16 protein-coding genes are annotated in these 15742 nt (G+C 46.4%); 11 read left to right on the plus strand and 5 right to left on the minus strand.

Annotation, left to right across the window (positions count from 1 at the left end; all coding sequences use genetic code 11):
* Positions 1–193: 193 nt before the first annotated feature.
* The gene (locus Q9R24_RS04250; protein ID WP_004732532.1) at positions 194–928 is read left to right on the plus strand and encodes a TorF family putative porin; all 735 of its coding nucleotides are present in this window, start codon (positions 194–196) and stop codon (positions 926–928) included.
* Between the two features lie 47 nt (positions 929–975).
* Here the strand turns inward: Q9R24_RS04250 and Q9R24_RS04255 are convergent, their stop codons facing one another.
* Positions 976–2466, minus strand: a complete 1491-nt coding sequence (locus tag Q9R24_RS04255) for a YifB family Mg chelatase-like AAA ATPase (protein WP_004732527.1) — start codon at positions 2464–2466, stop codon at positions 976–978.
* 66 nt (positions 2467–2532) lie between these two features.
* Positions 2533–2760: an accessory factor UbiK family protein gene (locus Q9R24_RS04260; protein WP_004732524.1), complete on the minus strand. Its 228-nt coding sequence runs from the start codon at positions 2758–2760 to the stop codon at positions 2533–2535.
* Between the two features lie 277 nt (positions 2761–3037).
* Here Q9R24_RS04260 and glnK point away from each other — a divergent pair, with 277 nt between their 5' ends.
* The 7 genes from glnK (at position 3038) to Q9R24_RS04295 (ending at position 9170) form a co-directional block, all read left to right on the plus strand.
* Positions 3038–3376, plus strand: a complete 339-nt coding sequence (gene glnK / locus Q9R24_RS04265; RefSeq protein WP_004281042.1) for a P-II family nitrogen regulator — start codon at positions 3038–3040, stop codon at positions 3374–3376.
* A gap of 59 nt (positions 3377–3435) precedes the next feature.
* Positions 3436–4848: an ammonium transporter gene (locus Q9R24_RS04270; RefSeq protein ID WP_311203782.1), complete on the plus strand. Its 1413-nt coding sequence runs from the start codon at positions 3436–3438 to the stop codon at positions 4846–4848.
* Positions 4849–4988: 140 nt separating this feature from the next.
* Positions 4989–5453 (plus strand): transcriptional regulator NrdR, encoded by a 465-nt coding sequence (gene nrdR / locus Q9R24_RS04275; RefSeq protein ID WP_004281044.1) that lies wholly within the window; start codon positions 4989–4991, stop codon positions 5451–5453.
* A gap of 2 nt (positions 5454–5455) precedes the next feature.
* Positions 5456–6544 carry a bifunctional diaminohydroxyphosphoribosylaminopyrimidine deaminase/5-amino-6-(5-phosphoribosylamino)uracil reductase RibD gene (gene ribD, locus Q9R24_RS04280; protein WP_311203783.1) on the plus strand — a complete coding sequence of 363 codons (1089 nt, stop codon included), beginning with the start codon at positions 5456–5458 and terminating at the stop codon, positions 6542–6544.
* On the plus strand, positions 6541–7833 hold the full coding sequence (locus Q9R24_RS04285) for a DNA adenine methylase (protein ID WP_004281046.1): 1293 nt from the start codon (positions 6541–6543) through the stop codon (positions 7831–7833). Before ribD ends, Q9R24_RS04285 begins: the two co-directional genes overlap by 4 nt.
* Before the next feature lie 22 nt (positions 7834–7855).
* Positions 7856–8515: a riboflavin synthase gene (locus Q9R24_RS04290; RefSeq protein WP_311203784.1), complete on the plus strand. Its 660-nt coding sequence runs from the start codon at positions 7856–7858 to the stop codon at positions 8513–8515.
* A 109-nt stretch (positions 8516–8624) separates the two neighbouring features.
* On the plus strand, positions 8625–9170 hold the full coding sequence (locus tag Q9R24_RS04295; protein ID WP_004281049.1) for a VTT domain-containing protein: 546 nt from the start codon (positions 8625–8627) through the stop codon (positions 9168–9170).
* Between the two features lie 61 nt (positions 9171–9231).
* Here Q9R24_RS04295 and Q9R24_RS04300 read toward each other — a convergent pair whose 3' ends face one another.
* The 3 genes from Q9R24_RS04300 to Q9R24_RS04310 are packed head-to-tail and all read right to left on the minus strand — an operon-like array spanning position 9232 to position 11736.
* The gene (locus tag Q9R24_RS04300; RefSeq protein ID WP_311203785.1) at positions 9232–9861 is read right to left on the minus strand and encodes a hypothetical protein; all 630 of its coding nucleotides are present in this window, start codon (positions 9859–9861) and stop codon (positions 9232–9234) included.
* A 26-nt stretch (positions 9862–9887) separates the two neighbouring features.
* Positions 9888–10295 carry a DNA polymerase III subunit chi gene (locus tag Q9R24_RS04305; protein WP_174894119.1) on the minus strand — a complete coding sequence of 136 codons (408 nt, stop codon included), beginning with the start codon at positions 10293–10295 and terminating at the stop codon, positions 9888–9890.
* Positions 10288–11736, minus strand: a complete 1449-nt coding sequence (locus tag Q9R24_RS04310) for a leucyl aminopeptidase (RefSeq protein ID WP_191112166.1) — start codon at positions 11734–11736, stop codon at positions 10288–10290. Before Q9R24_RS04310 ends, Q9R24_RS04305 begins: the two co-directional genes overlap by 8 nt.
* Positions 11737–11892: 156 nt before the next feature.
* Between Q9R24_RS04310 and lptF the strand changes: the two genes are divergently transcribed.
* The 3 genes from lptF to gpmI all read left to right on the plus strand — a co-directional run bounded on the left by lptF (position 11893) and on the right by gpmI (position 15738).
* Entirely contained in the window at positions 11893–12993 is a 1101-nt protein-coding gene (gene lptF, locus Q9R24_RS04315; RefSeq protein WP_004281053.1) for an LPS export ABC transporter permease LptF, read from the plus strand.
* A 2-nt stretch (positions 12994–12995) separates the two neighbouring features.
* On the plus strand, positions 12996–14066 hold the full coding sequence (gene lptG, locus Q9R24_RS04320) for an LPS export ABC transporter permease LptG (protein ID WP_005108448.1): 1071 nt from the start codon (positions 12996–12998) through the stop codon (positions 14064–14066).
* Between the two features lie 124 nt (positions 14067–14190).
* A complete protein-coding gene (gpmI, locus tag Q9R24_RS04325) occupies positions 14191–15738 on the plus strand; it encodes a 2,3-bisphosphoglycerate-independent phosphoglycerate mutase (protein ID WP_005263948.1) in 1548 nt (515 codons plus the stop codon).
* Positions 15739–15742 lie beyond the last annotated feature (4 nt).

Raw genomic sequence — 15742 nt, forward strand, 5'->3', positions numbered from 1 at the left:
AAGAAAGCCTAGATAATTCAGTTTTTTATAATTCAAATTTTAAATTAAAAACAATAACTTAAATTTTATTTATATTTTTAGATTTATTATTTTGGTTCCTTTTATCCAGATTGGCATAGCTCTTGCAAATTTTGAGCTTGAGTTTAATCAATGATCATAAAAACGTCTCAGACGATCTGGGGGGAGCCACACAATGAAATTAACATTAAAAGTATTATCTCTTGCTTTATTGGGCGCTGTATCTTCTTTTACTTTTGCTGAAGAACCTGTTGCTGAACATACGGTATCTGGAAATATCAGCGTACTTTCGAGCTATAACTTGCGTGGTATTACTAACATTCCTGAAAATAGCGGCGCTACCTTACAAGGTGGACTTGATTATAACCATGCGTCTGGCTTCTATGCAGGTTGGTGGGGATCTACGCTAGATTACCCTTTGTCTGAAGAAGGACGTGATGCTTTCGAAAATAACTTCTATGCTGGCTATAGCCATGCAGTCAATGATGACTTAGGTTTAACGATCGGTACGACCTACTATTATTATTATGAATCTGATGTCAATTCTGATGGATTTGAGCTGTTACTGGGTATGAGCTATAAAGATTTGGGCGTTACAGCACAAACTCTTCTTGAAGATACTACTTGGGGCAATGCAGGTGATACCTATTTAAAAGCTACTTATAGCTATGCTTTACCACAAGATTTCAGCTTGGATACAGCTTTAGGCTTATACGCTTATGAAAAATCAGGTGACTTTATTGAAGGAACTACAGAAAGTTTTGGTTTCCGTCATTTTGACATCGGTTTAAGCAAGCCACTTGGTGACACAGGTGTAACTGCAAGCATGAATTATATCTTGGGTGGTTATGATCGTTTTGATGAAAAACAAAAGAATAAAGTCGTATTTGGACTGGGTTATAGCTTCTAATCCTCTTTAGATAAAAAGGCGACCTTAGGTCGCCTTTTTTTAATGATCTAAATCTGCTGCTGCCCGCGATAAGACAGGGCCTCCGAAAGATGCTGACTTTGAATATCTGGACTTTGATTTAAATCGGCAATGGTGCGTGCAACACGCAAGACCCGATGATAGCCGCGCGCTGATAAATTCAGTTTTTGCTGAGCCATTTCAAGCATATTCTGAGCAGACTGATCTAATGCGGCATATTGCTCTAACTGCTTTGGACTCAAACTCATATTCAAGGTATTTTGCCGTTGCATCTGAATTTCATAGGCTGCAATGACGCGTTGTCTAACCGTTTCTGAGTTTTCTGTAGGTCGATTGTCCTGTAATTCATGCGCTTGTAATGGCGGTACATCAATATGCAAATCAATCCGATCCAGCAACGGGCCTGAAATCCGGTTCTGATAGCGTTTAATACTTTCGGGTGAACATTGGCAGCGGATATCTTGATTGAATGCATACCCACATGGACATGGATTCATGGCAGCCACCAACTGGAAATTAGCCGGAAAGGTAATTTGGCGTGATGCCCGGGAAATGACGATTTCCTTGGCTTCCAAAGGCTGACGTAGAACCTCCAGCACTTTGCGGTCGAATTCAGGCAGTTCGTCCAGAAATAAAACCCCTAAATGTGCCAGGGTAATTTCTCCTGGCTTGGGGTGTGAGCCGCCACCGACCAATGCCACCGCAGAAGCAGTATGGTGTGGTGCTCGAAACGGCCGTTGTCCAAAAGGGTGATTGGCATTCGCCACCGAATAAATACTGGCCACTTCCAGATTTTCCTGCGTCTTTAAGGGCGGCAAAATACTGGCCAATCGAGAAGCCAGCAAGGTCTTGCCTGTTCCGGGTGGGCCTCGAAACAGCAGGGAATGACCACCTGCCGCAGCAATTTCCAAGCCACGCCGTGGTCGTAATTGTCCTTTTACATCCGCCAGATCAAACTTATAAAAATGGTCTGTATTGAGTGGACTGGCTTCTATTTGCGGTAAGCGCTGCGCTTGGGAAAGATGTTCACACACTTCTTTTAAATGATTGGCTGCAAAGACTTTAAAGTCTGGGAGCTGACAGGCTTCCTGTGCATTGGGGCCAGGCAAAATCAGTTGATGCTGATCACTTTGACAGGCAATGGCAATACTTAAGGTGCCGCTGACAGGACGTAATTGACCATCGAGGGCCAATTCTCCAATAAATTCAAGATGCTCGGTGCAATTTTCAGGCAGCTGCCCAGAGGCCACTAAAATACCTAAAGCAATCGGTAAGTCCAGACGTGAGCCATCTTTTGGCAGATCTGCAGGGGCCAGATTAATGGTCAGACGTTTGGTTGGAAATTGAAAGCCGCTATTCAAAATGGCAGAACGGACCCGGTCTTTACTTTCACGTACCGCCGCTTCGGGAAGCCCCACTATAGTGAGCGAAGGCATACCCGAACTGACATGAACTTCGACTTCAATTAAAGGCGCATGCAGGCCCAGCAAGCCTCGTGTATAAATTTTGGCAAAAGACATTATTATTGTTCCAATTTGGTGCGTTATTTTTATAGTTCTGGTGTCTTTTATGCACTGTAGTTGTGCTTATTTTTTGTTCGAAATTCTCTCTTCTAATGCTTCCACCTGTTTCAGTAAATCATTCAGGCGATGATTGGCATTATTTAGGGCAGTACGCTGACGTTCTATTTCTTCTTTAGACACCAAATCCATTTTCGCCACAGCTTCATTTAACAAGGCACGGATATTATGTTCCAAATCTTTCTTAGGTTGTTCGACTTGCTGCAAAATTGCTTGTAATAAAGTTTCAATCATTGTCTGATCCATCGCCGTAGAAAGGAACCGACAGTTTAGCATTGCTAAAATGCAGACTATAGTATTTCAGACAAAATATAGACTTATTCGATTAAAGATATTGTAAAAATCCACATAAAAAATGTCTATTTTTTGAAGATTCAAAGCCTTTATCCGTATAAAATAAGGTATAAATAAACCACATGCCGGGCTTTCTAATTTCCCCCGACCTTAGGAATCTTGGCATGAAATTTGAACGTAAAACCTTACTGGTGAAATAAGCCGAAGGAAAACAAACATGAAGCTCGTAACTGCAATTGTAAAACCTTTTAAATTAGACGATGTTCGCGAAGCATTGTCTGAAATTGGTGTTCAAGGCATCACTGTAACTGAAGTGAAAGGCTTTGGTCGTCAAAAAGGCCACACTGAACTCTATCGTGGTGCTGAATACGTTGTAGATTTCTTGCCGAAAGTCAAAATTGAAATCGCGATTAGCGATGAAATGGTAGACGCGGTGATTGAATCTATTACTCGTGTGGCGAGCACTGGAAAAATCGGTGACGGAAAAATTTTCGTGACCAACTTAGAACAAGTCATCCGTATTCGTACAGGTGAAACAGGTGCAGACGCTGTCTAACTTGGCACGAAGTTTGCTGAGTACCTAATAACTCACAAAAACTTGGTTGGGGGATACGAATGAAAAAAATGCTACTCGCGTTCGGCATGGCCGGCGCTCTTTTTGGTGGTTCTGTTGCATGGGCTGAAGAAGCTGCAACAGCAACAGCACCGACAGAAGAAATTGTGCTTGTTGAAGAAGCAGGCGATACAACAAATACAACAACAGACACGATAGCAGCAATTGCTGAAGCAGCGCCAGTTGAAGCTGCAGCGCCTGCAGAAGAAGAACCAACGCTAGATACCGGCGATACCGCCTGGGTTTTAACCTCTACCGCTCTAGTTTTACTCATGACCATTCCTGGCTTGGCGCTATTTTATGGCGGTATGGTCCGCAAGAAAAACGTTCTGGCGACGATGGCACATAGCTTTATTGCTGCGGCGGTGGTCAGTATTGCTTGGGTGATTATTGGTTATACCCTAGCTTTCGGTGAAGGCAATGCCTTTATAGGCGGTCTGGACAAGTTCATGCTGGCCGGTATTACCACAGAGGCGCTTTCAGGCACGATTCCTGAAATCCTGTTTGTGATTTTCCAAATGACTTTTGCCATCATTACGGTTGCCATCATCAGCGGTTCGATTGCAGAGCGTATGAAATTTGGTGCTTTCGTTGCTTTTATCGCACTTTGGGTGGTGATTGTTTATGCACCAATTACCCACTGGGTATGGGGTGGTGGCTGGTTAGGTAACGACGGCGCGCTTGATTTTGCCGGTGGTACGGTTGTACATATCAACTCGGGTGTTGCCGGTCTGGTAGCGGCATATATGCTGGGCAAACGTATGGGTTTGGGTCGTGAATCTATGGCACCACATAACCTGACCCTTACTGTAATTGGTGCATCTTTACTCTGGGTAGGCTGGTTCGGTTTCAACGGTGGTTCTGCATTAGGTGCCAACGGTTCTGCAGGCTATGCTTTGATCGTGACTCAAGTCGCTGCAGCGGCAGCAGCTATCTCTTGGTTAATCACTGAAAAACTGGCACGTGGTAAAGCTTCTGTACTGGGCGGCGTATCGGGTGCAGTTGCTGGTCTGGTGGTCATTACTCCAGCTGCAGGTTTTGTGACTGTAGGCGGTGCATTGGCGATGGGTCTGATCGGTGGTGTGGTGTGTTTCTGGGGGATTACAGCACTGAAACGCGTATTGAAAGCCGATGATTCTTTAGATGCTTTTGGCTTGCATGGTGTAGGTGGTATTGTCGGTGCGATTTTAACCGCGTTCTTTGCCAGCGAATTCATCATGGGTGACAATGCCCCTGCCAATGTCATGCATCAGCTTTGGGTGCAAGTGGAAGGTGTACTGGCGACAATTGCTTACTCTGCGATCATGACCTTCATTATCCTGAAAGTCATCGACTTGATCATTGGAATCCGTGTGGCATCTGATGATGAGCGTATGGGTCTGGATTTAAGCCAACATGGCGAACGTGTCGAATAATAATAAATACACCATAATCAATATATAGTGTAAAACAGCCCGAATGGGCTGTTTTTTTTCTATATGTTGCGTAAAACTCTACAAAGTTTGTAATTTTTGCTACACTCGGAATCCATCTGGATTTGTTCAATTAAACCGCTATGCATTGCCCATTTTGCAATACTGCAGACAGTAAAGTGATTGATTCACGCCTGGCAGCTGAAGGCTGTCAGATTCGTCGTCGCCGTGAATGTGTCAGTTGTAATGAACGCTTCACTACCTTTGAAAGCTATGAAGTGGTGATGCCGCGCGTCATCAAGTCGGATGGCAAAAATGAACCTTTCGATGAAGCCAAACTACGTCGTTCCCTGATGCATGCCTTGCAAAAACGCCCGGTGACCCAGGAGCAGATTGAAACAGTGCTGAGCGATATTCAGCTACAGATTCGCCGTCTGGGTGAGCGTGATGTGAAATCACGTACCATCGGTGAAATCGTGATGCAGTCTTTATTTGCTCTGGATCATGTTGCCTATGTGCGTTTTGCTTCGGTCTATCAGGATTTTCAGGATGTCGAAGCTTTTCGTCATCAGATTGAACAGATGCAACAACGAGAATTACAAGAATAAGCATGGCTGAACTGAATCAAGATCAAATCTGGATGCGCCGGGCCATTGAATTGGCACGTCAGGGGCAATATTCCACCAAACCGAATCCGAATGTCGGCTGTGTCATTGTTAAAGATGGCATCGTGATTGGTGAAGGCTTTCATCCCCAAGCCGGCCAGCCACATGCTGAAGTCTTTGCGCTGCGTCAGGCCGGTGAACAGGCACGTGGTGCAACCGCTTATGTGACTCTAGAACCTTGTGCGCATTATGGCCGGACACCGCCTTGTGCCAAAGGTCTGGTGGAAGCAGGTGTGGCTAAAGTTGTCGTGGCCTGTCCTGATCCCAATCCGCTAGTGGCCGGAAAGGGCGTACAGATCCTGAAAGATGCGGGCATTGAGGTAGACGTTGGCATCTGTGAAGATGAAGCGCATGAGCTGAATCAAGGTTTCCTGAAAGCCATGGCGACTGGCATGCCTTATGTGCGTTTAAAAATTGCCTCAAGCCTGGATGGCCGTACCGCAATGGCATCGGGTGAATCAAAATGGATTACCGGTGTAGCAGCACGTCAGGATGTACAGCACTGGCGTGCGATTTCAGGCGCAGTGATTACCGGGATTGATACGGTTCTTGCGGATGACTGTGAACTGAATGTGCGTCAACTGGATGGCCTTGAAGATATCAAGACTGTGGTGCAACCGAAACGGATTATTCTGGACCGTCAGGGGCGTTTACCACTCAACGCAAAAATTTTAGTGCAACCTGAAACAGTGATGGTCATGGGGCCATTTCGTCAAGAGCTTGCAGACCTGGGTGTGCTACACTTGCCGGTACAGCCTTTAGCAGAATTATTAAAGCAACTGGTTCAGCAGCATCAGATTTATGATGTCCTGGTGGAAGCAGGGGCGACCTTATCTACGGCATTTTTACAACAAAAATTGGTTGATGAACTGATCAGTTACGTTGCACCGACCCTATTGGGTCAGTCTGCGCGTACCATGTTTAATGCAGAATTTAGCCATATGGCCGAACAACTCCGATTTAAGCTGCGCGATGTAACTCGCTTAGGTGATGACGTGCGCTTCAGGCTAATTTCTTTTCAAGAGACACTATGAGTTCAGAGTCTACGGTTTATCATAAACGTCGCCATGCGGCACGTACCACCGATGAATATCTTTTCCATCAGCTGGTTCCTTATCTAGGTAACAAACGCCGTTTACTGCATTTAATTCTGGAAGCGTTGGAAAGTACAGGAACCCTGAAACGTAGCGATGGTCGTGCGCCGATCTTTGCTGATTTTTTTGCCGGTTCAGGTGTGGTTTCACGTTTGGCCCGTCAGAATGGCTATCGCGTGATTGCCAATGACTGGGAGCCGTATAGCCATGCGCTGAATCATGCAGTACTGGCCTGTACGGAAGCGCCAGCATTTAAAGAGCTGGGTGGTTATCAGAAAGCGATTGATTATCTAAACCGTCTGCCGGAAGTGAAGGGCTGGGTGACGCATAACCTGTGTCCGCGCAATGATGAAATTTATGATCCGGCCCGTGACCGTTTGTTCTTTAAACGTCGTAACGGCATGCGTATTGATGCCATCCGTCAGCAGATTGCCGCCTGGCAGGCACAAGGTGCAATTGATGATGTGGAAATGTCTGCCTTGCTGGCCCCTTTGCTTTATTCCGCCAGTTTTGTCAGCAATACTTCAGGCGTTTTCAAAAGCTTTCATCATGGCTGGGGCGGGAAAACCCAAACTGCGCTGGAACGGATTGAATCATTGCTGTGGCTGACTCCAAGCCGTTTTTGCGAGTCGGATCAGAAAAAGGGAATGGCCGCAGAAATGTGGTGTGTCGATGCCCAGCATCTGGCCAACCAGATGAGCGGCTTTGAAGTAGATGTAGCTTATCTGGATCCACCGTATAATCAGCATGCTTATAGCAGTAATTATCATGTGCTGAATGCGCTGACCTTATGGGATCAGGCCGATTTACCGACTCCGGATACCAAGGGCTTTAAGAGCGGGATTGACCGGGCATGGCGCAAAGAGCGTCCGAGTCAGTACAATTCCTCTAAATATGCCAAAGAAGCTTACGAGAGCCTGTTGGCCACCATCAATGCACGTTTCATTCTGACCAGTTATTCAACTGACGGTAATATCAGCGCTACCGATTTGTTACAGGCCAATCTGAAACGTGGCCGGGTGACCTTGCTAACCCAGGATGTGCCACGTTATCGTGTCAGCAAACAGCGCCAGTCTGAACGTGCCCGCGTGCTGGAATTTATTGTGATTACCGATACCCACGCCAAGTCAGGTCCACCGATCCGTCAATTACTCAGCCAGCTGCATCATTATGCAGAATTGGGCGGTGTGGATACGACCGGCGTTAGTACCCAGTTGGCCCTCTGGTAAAAGAATTGAAAAGGAAATAAAAATGTTTACAGGTATTATCGAAAGCCTCGGCAAAGTCGAAAGTCTGCAAAGCGTTGGTGGTGATGTACGTTTACGCATCCAGACCGATCTGGACATGTCTGATGTACATCTGGGTGATTCTATCGCGACCAATGGTATCTGCCTGACCGTGATCGACTGGGGCGAGAACTGGTATGCGGCTGATGTTTCCCGTGAAAGTCTGAACCGGACCACGCTCAGCACCTGGAAAGCCGGTCAACCTGTCAATGTTGAAAAAGCCATGTTGCCGACTACGCGTTTTGGCGGTCATATTGTGTCAGGTCATGTCGATGCAGTCGGCGAGATCACCCTGGTACGTGAAGATGCACGTTCAATTTATTATGAAGTCACTGCACCTGCTGAAATTGCCAAATATCTGGCAGAAAAAGGCTCGGTTACAGTTGATGGTATTAGCCTGACCATTAATCATTTACGTGGCAGTGTGATCAGTCTGAACCTGATTCCGCATACGGCTGAACGGACCAATATCGGTACCTGGAAAGTTGGCAGCAAGGTCAATCTGGAGGTTGATGTGCTGGCACGTTATATCGAGCGTTTATTGCTCGGTGATAAAGCCGCCGAAACCACTGAACAATCGAAAATCAGCATGGATTTTCTGGCTGAAAATGGTTTCTTAAAATAAGAGAAATGTTGATTTACTGAACAGTCTGATTGAAAAATTAGACTGTTTTTTTATTTTTCGGGATAATCAGCAGTTCAACTTGCAAATATTGCCTGGGTGGACGGGTCGAATGCTCGATTTTTTACTTAACTTGGAACAGTCATTGCCGCTATTGCTCGATCAATATGGGGTATGGATTTATGCAATCCTGTTTCTGGTGATTTTTGCAGAAACCGGTTCGGTGTTTTTCTTTTTCCTGCCCGGCGACAGTCTATTGCTGGCTGTGGGAGCTTTGTGCGCCAGCAGCGATCTGGTGACCCTGCATTCGATGGGGCTGTTGTTATTCACTGCTTCGGTGCTGGGCTATAGCGTGAATTATTACACCGGAAAAGTTCTTGGCTTAAAATATTTCAATCAACATTCACGCTATTTTAAGCCGGAATATATGGTGAAAACCAACCACTATTTTATGAAACATGGCGGTAAAACTATTTTAATCGCACGTTTTATTCCCTTTGTCCGCTCATTTGGCCCTTTTGCTGCCGGTTCAGCGCATATGAGCTTTGCCACATTCAGCTTTTATAATATTGCGGGTGGCATCCTCTGGATTGGCACTTTATTAAGCATTGGCTATCTGCTCGGAAATGCTGCCTTTATGCTGGCAGATTTTTTGTAAGATGCGACATAGAAGATAAAAAAGCCCAAATTTTCGGGCTTTTTTAATGTGAAAGGCTCATTTAAATATTGCGTGGCTGATCAGAAAATTCAGAATTTTTCAGCATATACTCGATTTCTTCTTTGGCCGCCGCACGCATTTTTTCACGCAGTGCATTGACGGTCTGTTCAATCACGGTTTCTGCCTCAAGTTCCAGACGTAAACGTACACTTTCTAATTCGGATAAAATGCTCTGGTCCTCAATCTGGATGCGACCTCTGGCAAAATCAAAAGTCGTCTCAGGATTTTTTGCATAACGTGCGACATAGTGCTGCACTTCAGCCTCTAGATGCGTATTTATTTCAGCGAGCGCCTGACTCTGTTCGCTAAATTTGCGCTGTTCCTCATGACGTAGCTGTTCTTGATAGACCTGTTCTTCGGCACGTTTCTCGGCCAAGGCCTTTTCAAGCGCAAGCTGTTTGCGAATACGGGCTTCTTCAATCAATTCGGCCTTGCGCTGCGCATACGCGGCTTCGATCTTGCGTTCAGATTCCTGTTGCAAGCGCTGGTCGCGACTCTGCCATTCTTCCAAAGACGTTTCTGGCTTTAAAATATCGCAGATCCGAGAGAGGTCATCGATAAAGGTCTGACGTACAGCTTCCGGCACATTTAACCAGCGCTGTTTAAAATCGGGACCTACATTTAATGCCACGTGCCTCTCCTTGTGGATGATATCGGTTAAAGCTTATGGGTGTCCGGTTCAATACCTAAACGACGATATTGCTTGAATTTTTCACGACCCAGCTGTTTAGCCGTTTCATGGTTTTCAATGATCTCAATAATGTGACTAAATTTTGCGTAAGGTTCAAGTGCTTCCGGATTAAAATTGAAAATAATCCAGTCGGACTGTTCCGGTAGTGTCGCCGAAATACAGACCGTGGCCTGAGGCTGGTCAATACCATGTGGAATAAAACTGACTGGATCAAAACTCCACAAACATTCATCTAGCTGCTGTTGCAAATCTGTATCGGCACACAGTAACCAGATCCGCGCCGGCTGACGCAGAATCTTACGACATAAACGACAAGTGCTGTCCACTTGTCGTTCAGGGCTTTTTTCAAATAAATAAAAGCTGACTTTAGCCATTGCTTTGAACGCGATTCGCCAGGAATTGCATTAATAATGGGACTGGACGGCCCGTTGCGCCTTTATTGGTACCTGAGTTCCACGCTGTGCCTGCAACATCGAGATGTGCCCAGCGATATTCACGGGTAAAACGTTGCAGGAAGCAGGCTGCAGTCACAGAACCGGCTTTTGGACCACCGATATTGCCAATGTCGGCAAATGGTGAATCCAGTTGTTCCTGATAGTCTTCCAGTACCGGCATACGCCATACCCGGTCAAAGGAATGCTGGCCGGCAGCTTCTAGTTCTGCTGCCAGTTTATCATCTGGCGTGAACAGACCCGTTAGTACTGAACCCAAAGCGACCACACAGGCACCGGTTAAGGTCGCAATATCAATCACCAAAGCAGGATTAAAACGTTTTACATAGGTCAAGGTATCACATAGGACCAAACGACCTTCGGCATCGGTATTCAGGATTTCAACCGTCTGACCGCTCATGGTCGTTACGATATCACCAGGACGGGTGGCTTTACCTGAAGGCATGTTTTCTGCTGCAGCGATGGTTCCCACCACATGTAGAGGTAAGCGGGCTTCGCACAATGCACGCATTGTACCGAGTACAGAAGCTGCACCGCACATGTCGTATTTCATCTCGTCCATGCCTGCGCCTGGTTTAAGGGAAATACCGCCGGTATCAAACGTAATGCCTTTACCCACCAAGACTACCGGTGCTTCGCTACGCTCTGACTGATATTCCATGCTGATAATCCGACCAGGACGCTCTGAACCTTTACTTACCGCAAGGAAGGCGCCCATGCCTAAATCTGCCATTTGCTGTTCATCCAGCACTGTGACTTTAAGTAGGTCTGGATATTCAGCCGCCAAAGCCACCGCCTGTTCTGCAAGATATTCAGGGAAACAGATATTGCCCGGACGGTTGCCCAGGTCACGTGCCAGATTTTGTCCGCTTTGCACTGCTTGTACCAGTTGCAACTGTTCGGTAGTTAAGACGCTATGAGTGGCAATCAGGTCGATCTGCTCGAGCACAAATTCATTCTTCTTGGATTTATATTCATCATAACCATAGCTGGCCTGAGTCAGGAAGAGCGCAAACAGATAATGGAATTCTTGTGGAAGTTGTGTCAGATCTACAGAAATCTGTTTGAATTTTTTTTGAGTGACTTGAATAATAGTTTGCGCGATTTTTGCAAGTTTTGCCGGTTGCAGTTCAGCGACCTTGCCTAAACCAATTAGTGCTGCATGGCTGGACTGGCTCACCTGACCAATCAGGCTCAGGCTTTCCGCCAACGCTGCCTTGAATTGAGAGGCTTCAATTAATGTGTCTAAATTATTGATTTGATAGGTTGCGGTTGTATTCTGAAGTTGTTCTGAGTCAACTAAAATCAACAAAGATTGACTTGATCCATTCTCTGGGAATGACGTATTAATTGTAAGTTTCATATTCTGTTTTCACGCCTGTCTAGATGGGTAAATCATTCAGTCATTGAAACATTTATCCGAATAGATTTTCAATGGGCAGGGCGGCCTAGGTTTTATATTTTTGCTATTCGGGTAAACTAGCACTCGTTTTATGGACCTTATTTTGGAAGAATTAATTTGATTATTCGGCGTTATCTGGTCAAGCAAGTTGTCTCGACATCCTTGGTGGTGATTGCCTTATTGACCTTGATCATGATGGGCGGTCGACTGATCAAGTATTTTGGTGTCGCGGCGCAAGGCCGTCTGGATGCAGGCATTTTATTTAGCATTATTGGCTACCGTTTGCCTGAATTCTTGACCCTGATTCTTCCGCTCGGTTTCTTTATTGGACTGATGCTGGTGTTTGGCCGTTTATATGTCGACCATGAAATGGCCGTGATGAATGGCAGTGGCGTCAGTCGGCATCAATTGGCGCGTCTACTGGTGCCGATGACCCTGGTGTTTTTGATTGCTCAGGCCGGATTGATGCTGTGGGCTGCGCCGTGGGGCATTCGCCAGTTTGAAGCCCTGACCACCAGTCAGGCGGTACGTACCGGCTTTGACCTGGTGCGACCGAAAGAATTTATCTCCTCTGGGCCCTATACCATTTATGCCGGTGACCTGTCAGAAGACCGTAAAAATTTAAAAGATATTTTCTTTTATCAGCGTGCGGAAAAAGAAGGCAAACCGGATGTGATGATTCTGGCGCAGGAAGCCACCCGAATTGAAGTACCGAATGATGCTGCCAATGTGGTCGATCTGGTTAATGGACGCCGTTATGAGATCTATCCGGGTACACCGCAATATACTCAAGCTGAATTTGAAAGCTATCGTCTGCGCTTAGAAAGCGATGAAGAAGCGCAATTTGCCAGTACTGAAGTTGAGGCCTTACCGACCTCGCAATTGTGGCAGAACCGTCAGGATCCTGTGGTGGCCAGTGAGTTGGGCTGGCGGGTGTTTGTTCCTTTTGCGATTCTGATTGCCCTGATTCTGGCTGTGGCCTTGTCTGAAGTGAGTCCACGACAGGGTCGATATCTCAAGTTATTTCCTGCCCTCATGATTTTTGCCAGTCTGATTGTGGCCCTGATGGCAGTGAAGACGCGGATCAGTAAAGAAGAAATGGGCATTTGGGCCTATCCATTGATTCTGATTGCCTATGCAATTGCGGGTGCCTTGTTCTCGCGTAAACAGAAATTAGGCCCGAAAATCAAGAAACAGATTCAGCGAGTGAGGTCTTAACAATGTTGGCACGTCGTATAGTTGCAAAACATGTGACCCAAACCACTGCGCTGGCGATGCTGGGTGCAACCGCGGTATTGGCGGGTTTACAGGTATTATTTACTTATCTGGGTGAGCTTGGTTCGCTCAAAGATGGTTATGGTGCCTGGGATGCCTTGAAATATGTGCTTTGGGGCGCACCAAATTATTTATATGAAATCCTGCCGATTTCTGCACTGATTGGTGCAGTTTTAGGTCTTGGTACATTAGCCTCGAATAGTGAGCTGATTGTGATGCGTTCGGTCGGCGTGAGCTTATGGCGTATTGTCGGGTGGGTGATCCGTTCAGCACTGTTGTTGGTGGTGTTGTCATTTGCCCTGAGCGAGTGGGTCATTCCTTATACCAATGAACAGGCCAAAAGCGTAAAAAGTGCCAGTAAAGCCGCTCAGCTCGGTGAAGTTCGTGGTTACTGGACTCGGGAAGGGCAGCGCTTTATTTATATCGATTATGCTAACTCGCAAGGTCAGTTGAAAAATGTGCAGATGCTGGACTTTGACCAGAACTATCGTTTGCGCGGTACCTTGCACGCAGATCAGGGCCAATTCGTCAAAGATGGTTCCTGGACGCTGGACAACACAGAGCAGTTCGATATTTTACAAAATGGCAATGCCACGCTGGTCAAGCAGCAACAGCAACCTTTAGCGCTGGCATTACAGCCCAAATATGTGCATATGGTGACGATTGATCCTGAAGATTTATCGCCGAGTCAACTGGTCAGTTTCATGAGCTATATGCATGAATACAGCCAGGTGCCTAAAACCTATCAGCTGGCCTTCTGGCAAAAACTCGGCTCGCCTTTTGCCCTGATTGCACTAGTAGTGATCGCCTGTTCATTTATCTTCGGGCCATTACGTCAGCAATCCATGGGTTTTCGTCTGGTAATAGCTTTATTTGCCGGACTGGGTTTCTTCTATCTGCAGGATTTCCTCGGCTATGCCAGCTTGATCTATGCACCGTCTCCGGCCTGGTTCGTGTTTATTCCGATTCTGATCATGTTCGGCATCGGCGGATACTTGCTGCATCGGGCACGCTAAGGTACAGGAAAATAGAACAAATCAATCATCATGAGAGGCTTAAACCATATACGGGTCATGGCCTCTTTTTATAAACTTCGCTAAAATAGAGCGATTAATTCGTAGACGAACAGAGTATTTCATTATGACGGATGCAACTGCTGGCAAAATCCCTCACATTTTGGTGATTATGGATGGTGTGGGTCATCGCGAAGCGGTCGAAGACAATGCGTTTTTAGCAGCTAAACGACCAAATTTAACTGCGATACAGGACAAGCATCCGCATGGTTTGATCTCGGGTTCAGGTGAAGATGTCGGCCTGCCAGATGGCCAGATGGGTAACTCGGAAGTCGGACATATGAACCTCGGCGCAGGTCGTGTGCTGTATCAGGACTTTACCCGGATTACCAAAGACATTCGTACGGGCGACTTCTTTGAACATGAAGTTCTGGTCGATGCAGTTGAGAAAGCCAAAGCTGCAGGTGGGGCAGTACATTTGCTTGGCCTTTTGTCTGAAGGTGGTGTGCACTCCCATGAAGATCATATTGTGGCGATGGCAGAGCTAGCGCTAAAACGCGGTGCGCAAGTCTATTTACATGCATTCTTAGATGGTCGTGATACGCCGCCTAAAAGCGCACAACCTTCTTTAGAAAAACTCGATGCCTTATTCGCTCAATATCCAGGTCAAGGTCGTATTGCCACCATGATCGGCCGTTATTTTGCCATGGATCGTGACAACCGTTGGGATCGTGTTGAACAGGCCTATCGCTTGTTGACTGAAGGTGAAGCGGTTCGTACAGCTGCCAGCGCAGTTGAAGGTTTGGAACAGGCTTACGCAGCCGATGAGTCGGATGAGTTTGTTAAAGCGACCCGTATTGGCGATCTGGCGAAAATTCAGGATGGCGACAGCGTCGTATTCATGAACTTCCGTGCCGATCGTGCCCGTGAATTGACTCGCGCATTTGTAGAAAAAGACTTTGCAGGTTTTGAACGTAAAGTCGTGCCGAATTTGGCGAAGTTTGTCATGCTGACGCGTTATCAAGCCACGATTGATGCACCTGTAGCGTATATGCCTGAAGCGTTGAAAAACTCGATTGGTGAATACTTATCTGATTTGGGTAAAACACAGCTGCGCATTGCGGAAACAGAAAAGTATGCGCATGTGACTTTCTTCTTCAGCGGCGGCCGTGAAGATGAATACCCAGGTGAAAAACGTATCCTGATTCCATCGCCAAACGTAGCCACTTATGACCTTAAACCGGAAATGAGTGCTTATGAAGTGACTGATGAGCTGGTGGCTGCGATCAATTCAGGTGAATTTGACCTGCTGGTGGTGAACTTTGCCAATGGTGATATGGTCGGTCATACGGGTGTATTCGATGCTGCGGTGAAAGCTGTTGAAGCGGTTGATACCTGTTTGGGCCGGGTTTATGAAGCGGTAATGGCGCAAAAAGGTCATATGATTGTGACTGCCGATCATGGTAACGTAGAGCAGATGCAGGACTATCACAGTGGTCAGGTACATACTCAGCATACCACTGAATTGGTTCCGTTTATTTATGTCGGCCCAACTCAGGCCACGATCGCAGAAGGCGGTGTATTGGCAGATGTCGCACCGACTTTATTAAGTCTGATGCAAGTTCCGGTACCTGCTGAAATGCAAGGTCGTAACCTGATTCAGCTTGATGCATAATTTT

The sequence above is a fragment of the Acinetobacter sp. RRD8 genome, assembly GCF_031844225.1.
In the GTDB taxonomy this organism is placed as follows: Bacteria; Pseudomonadota; Gammaproteobacteria; order Pseudomonadales; family Moraxellaceae; genus Acinetobacter.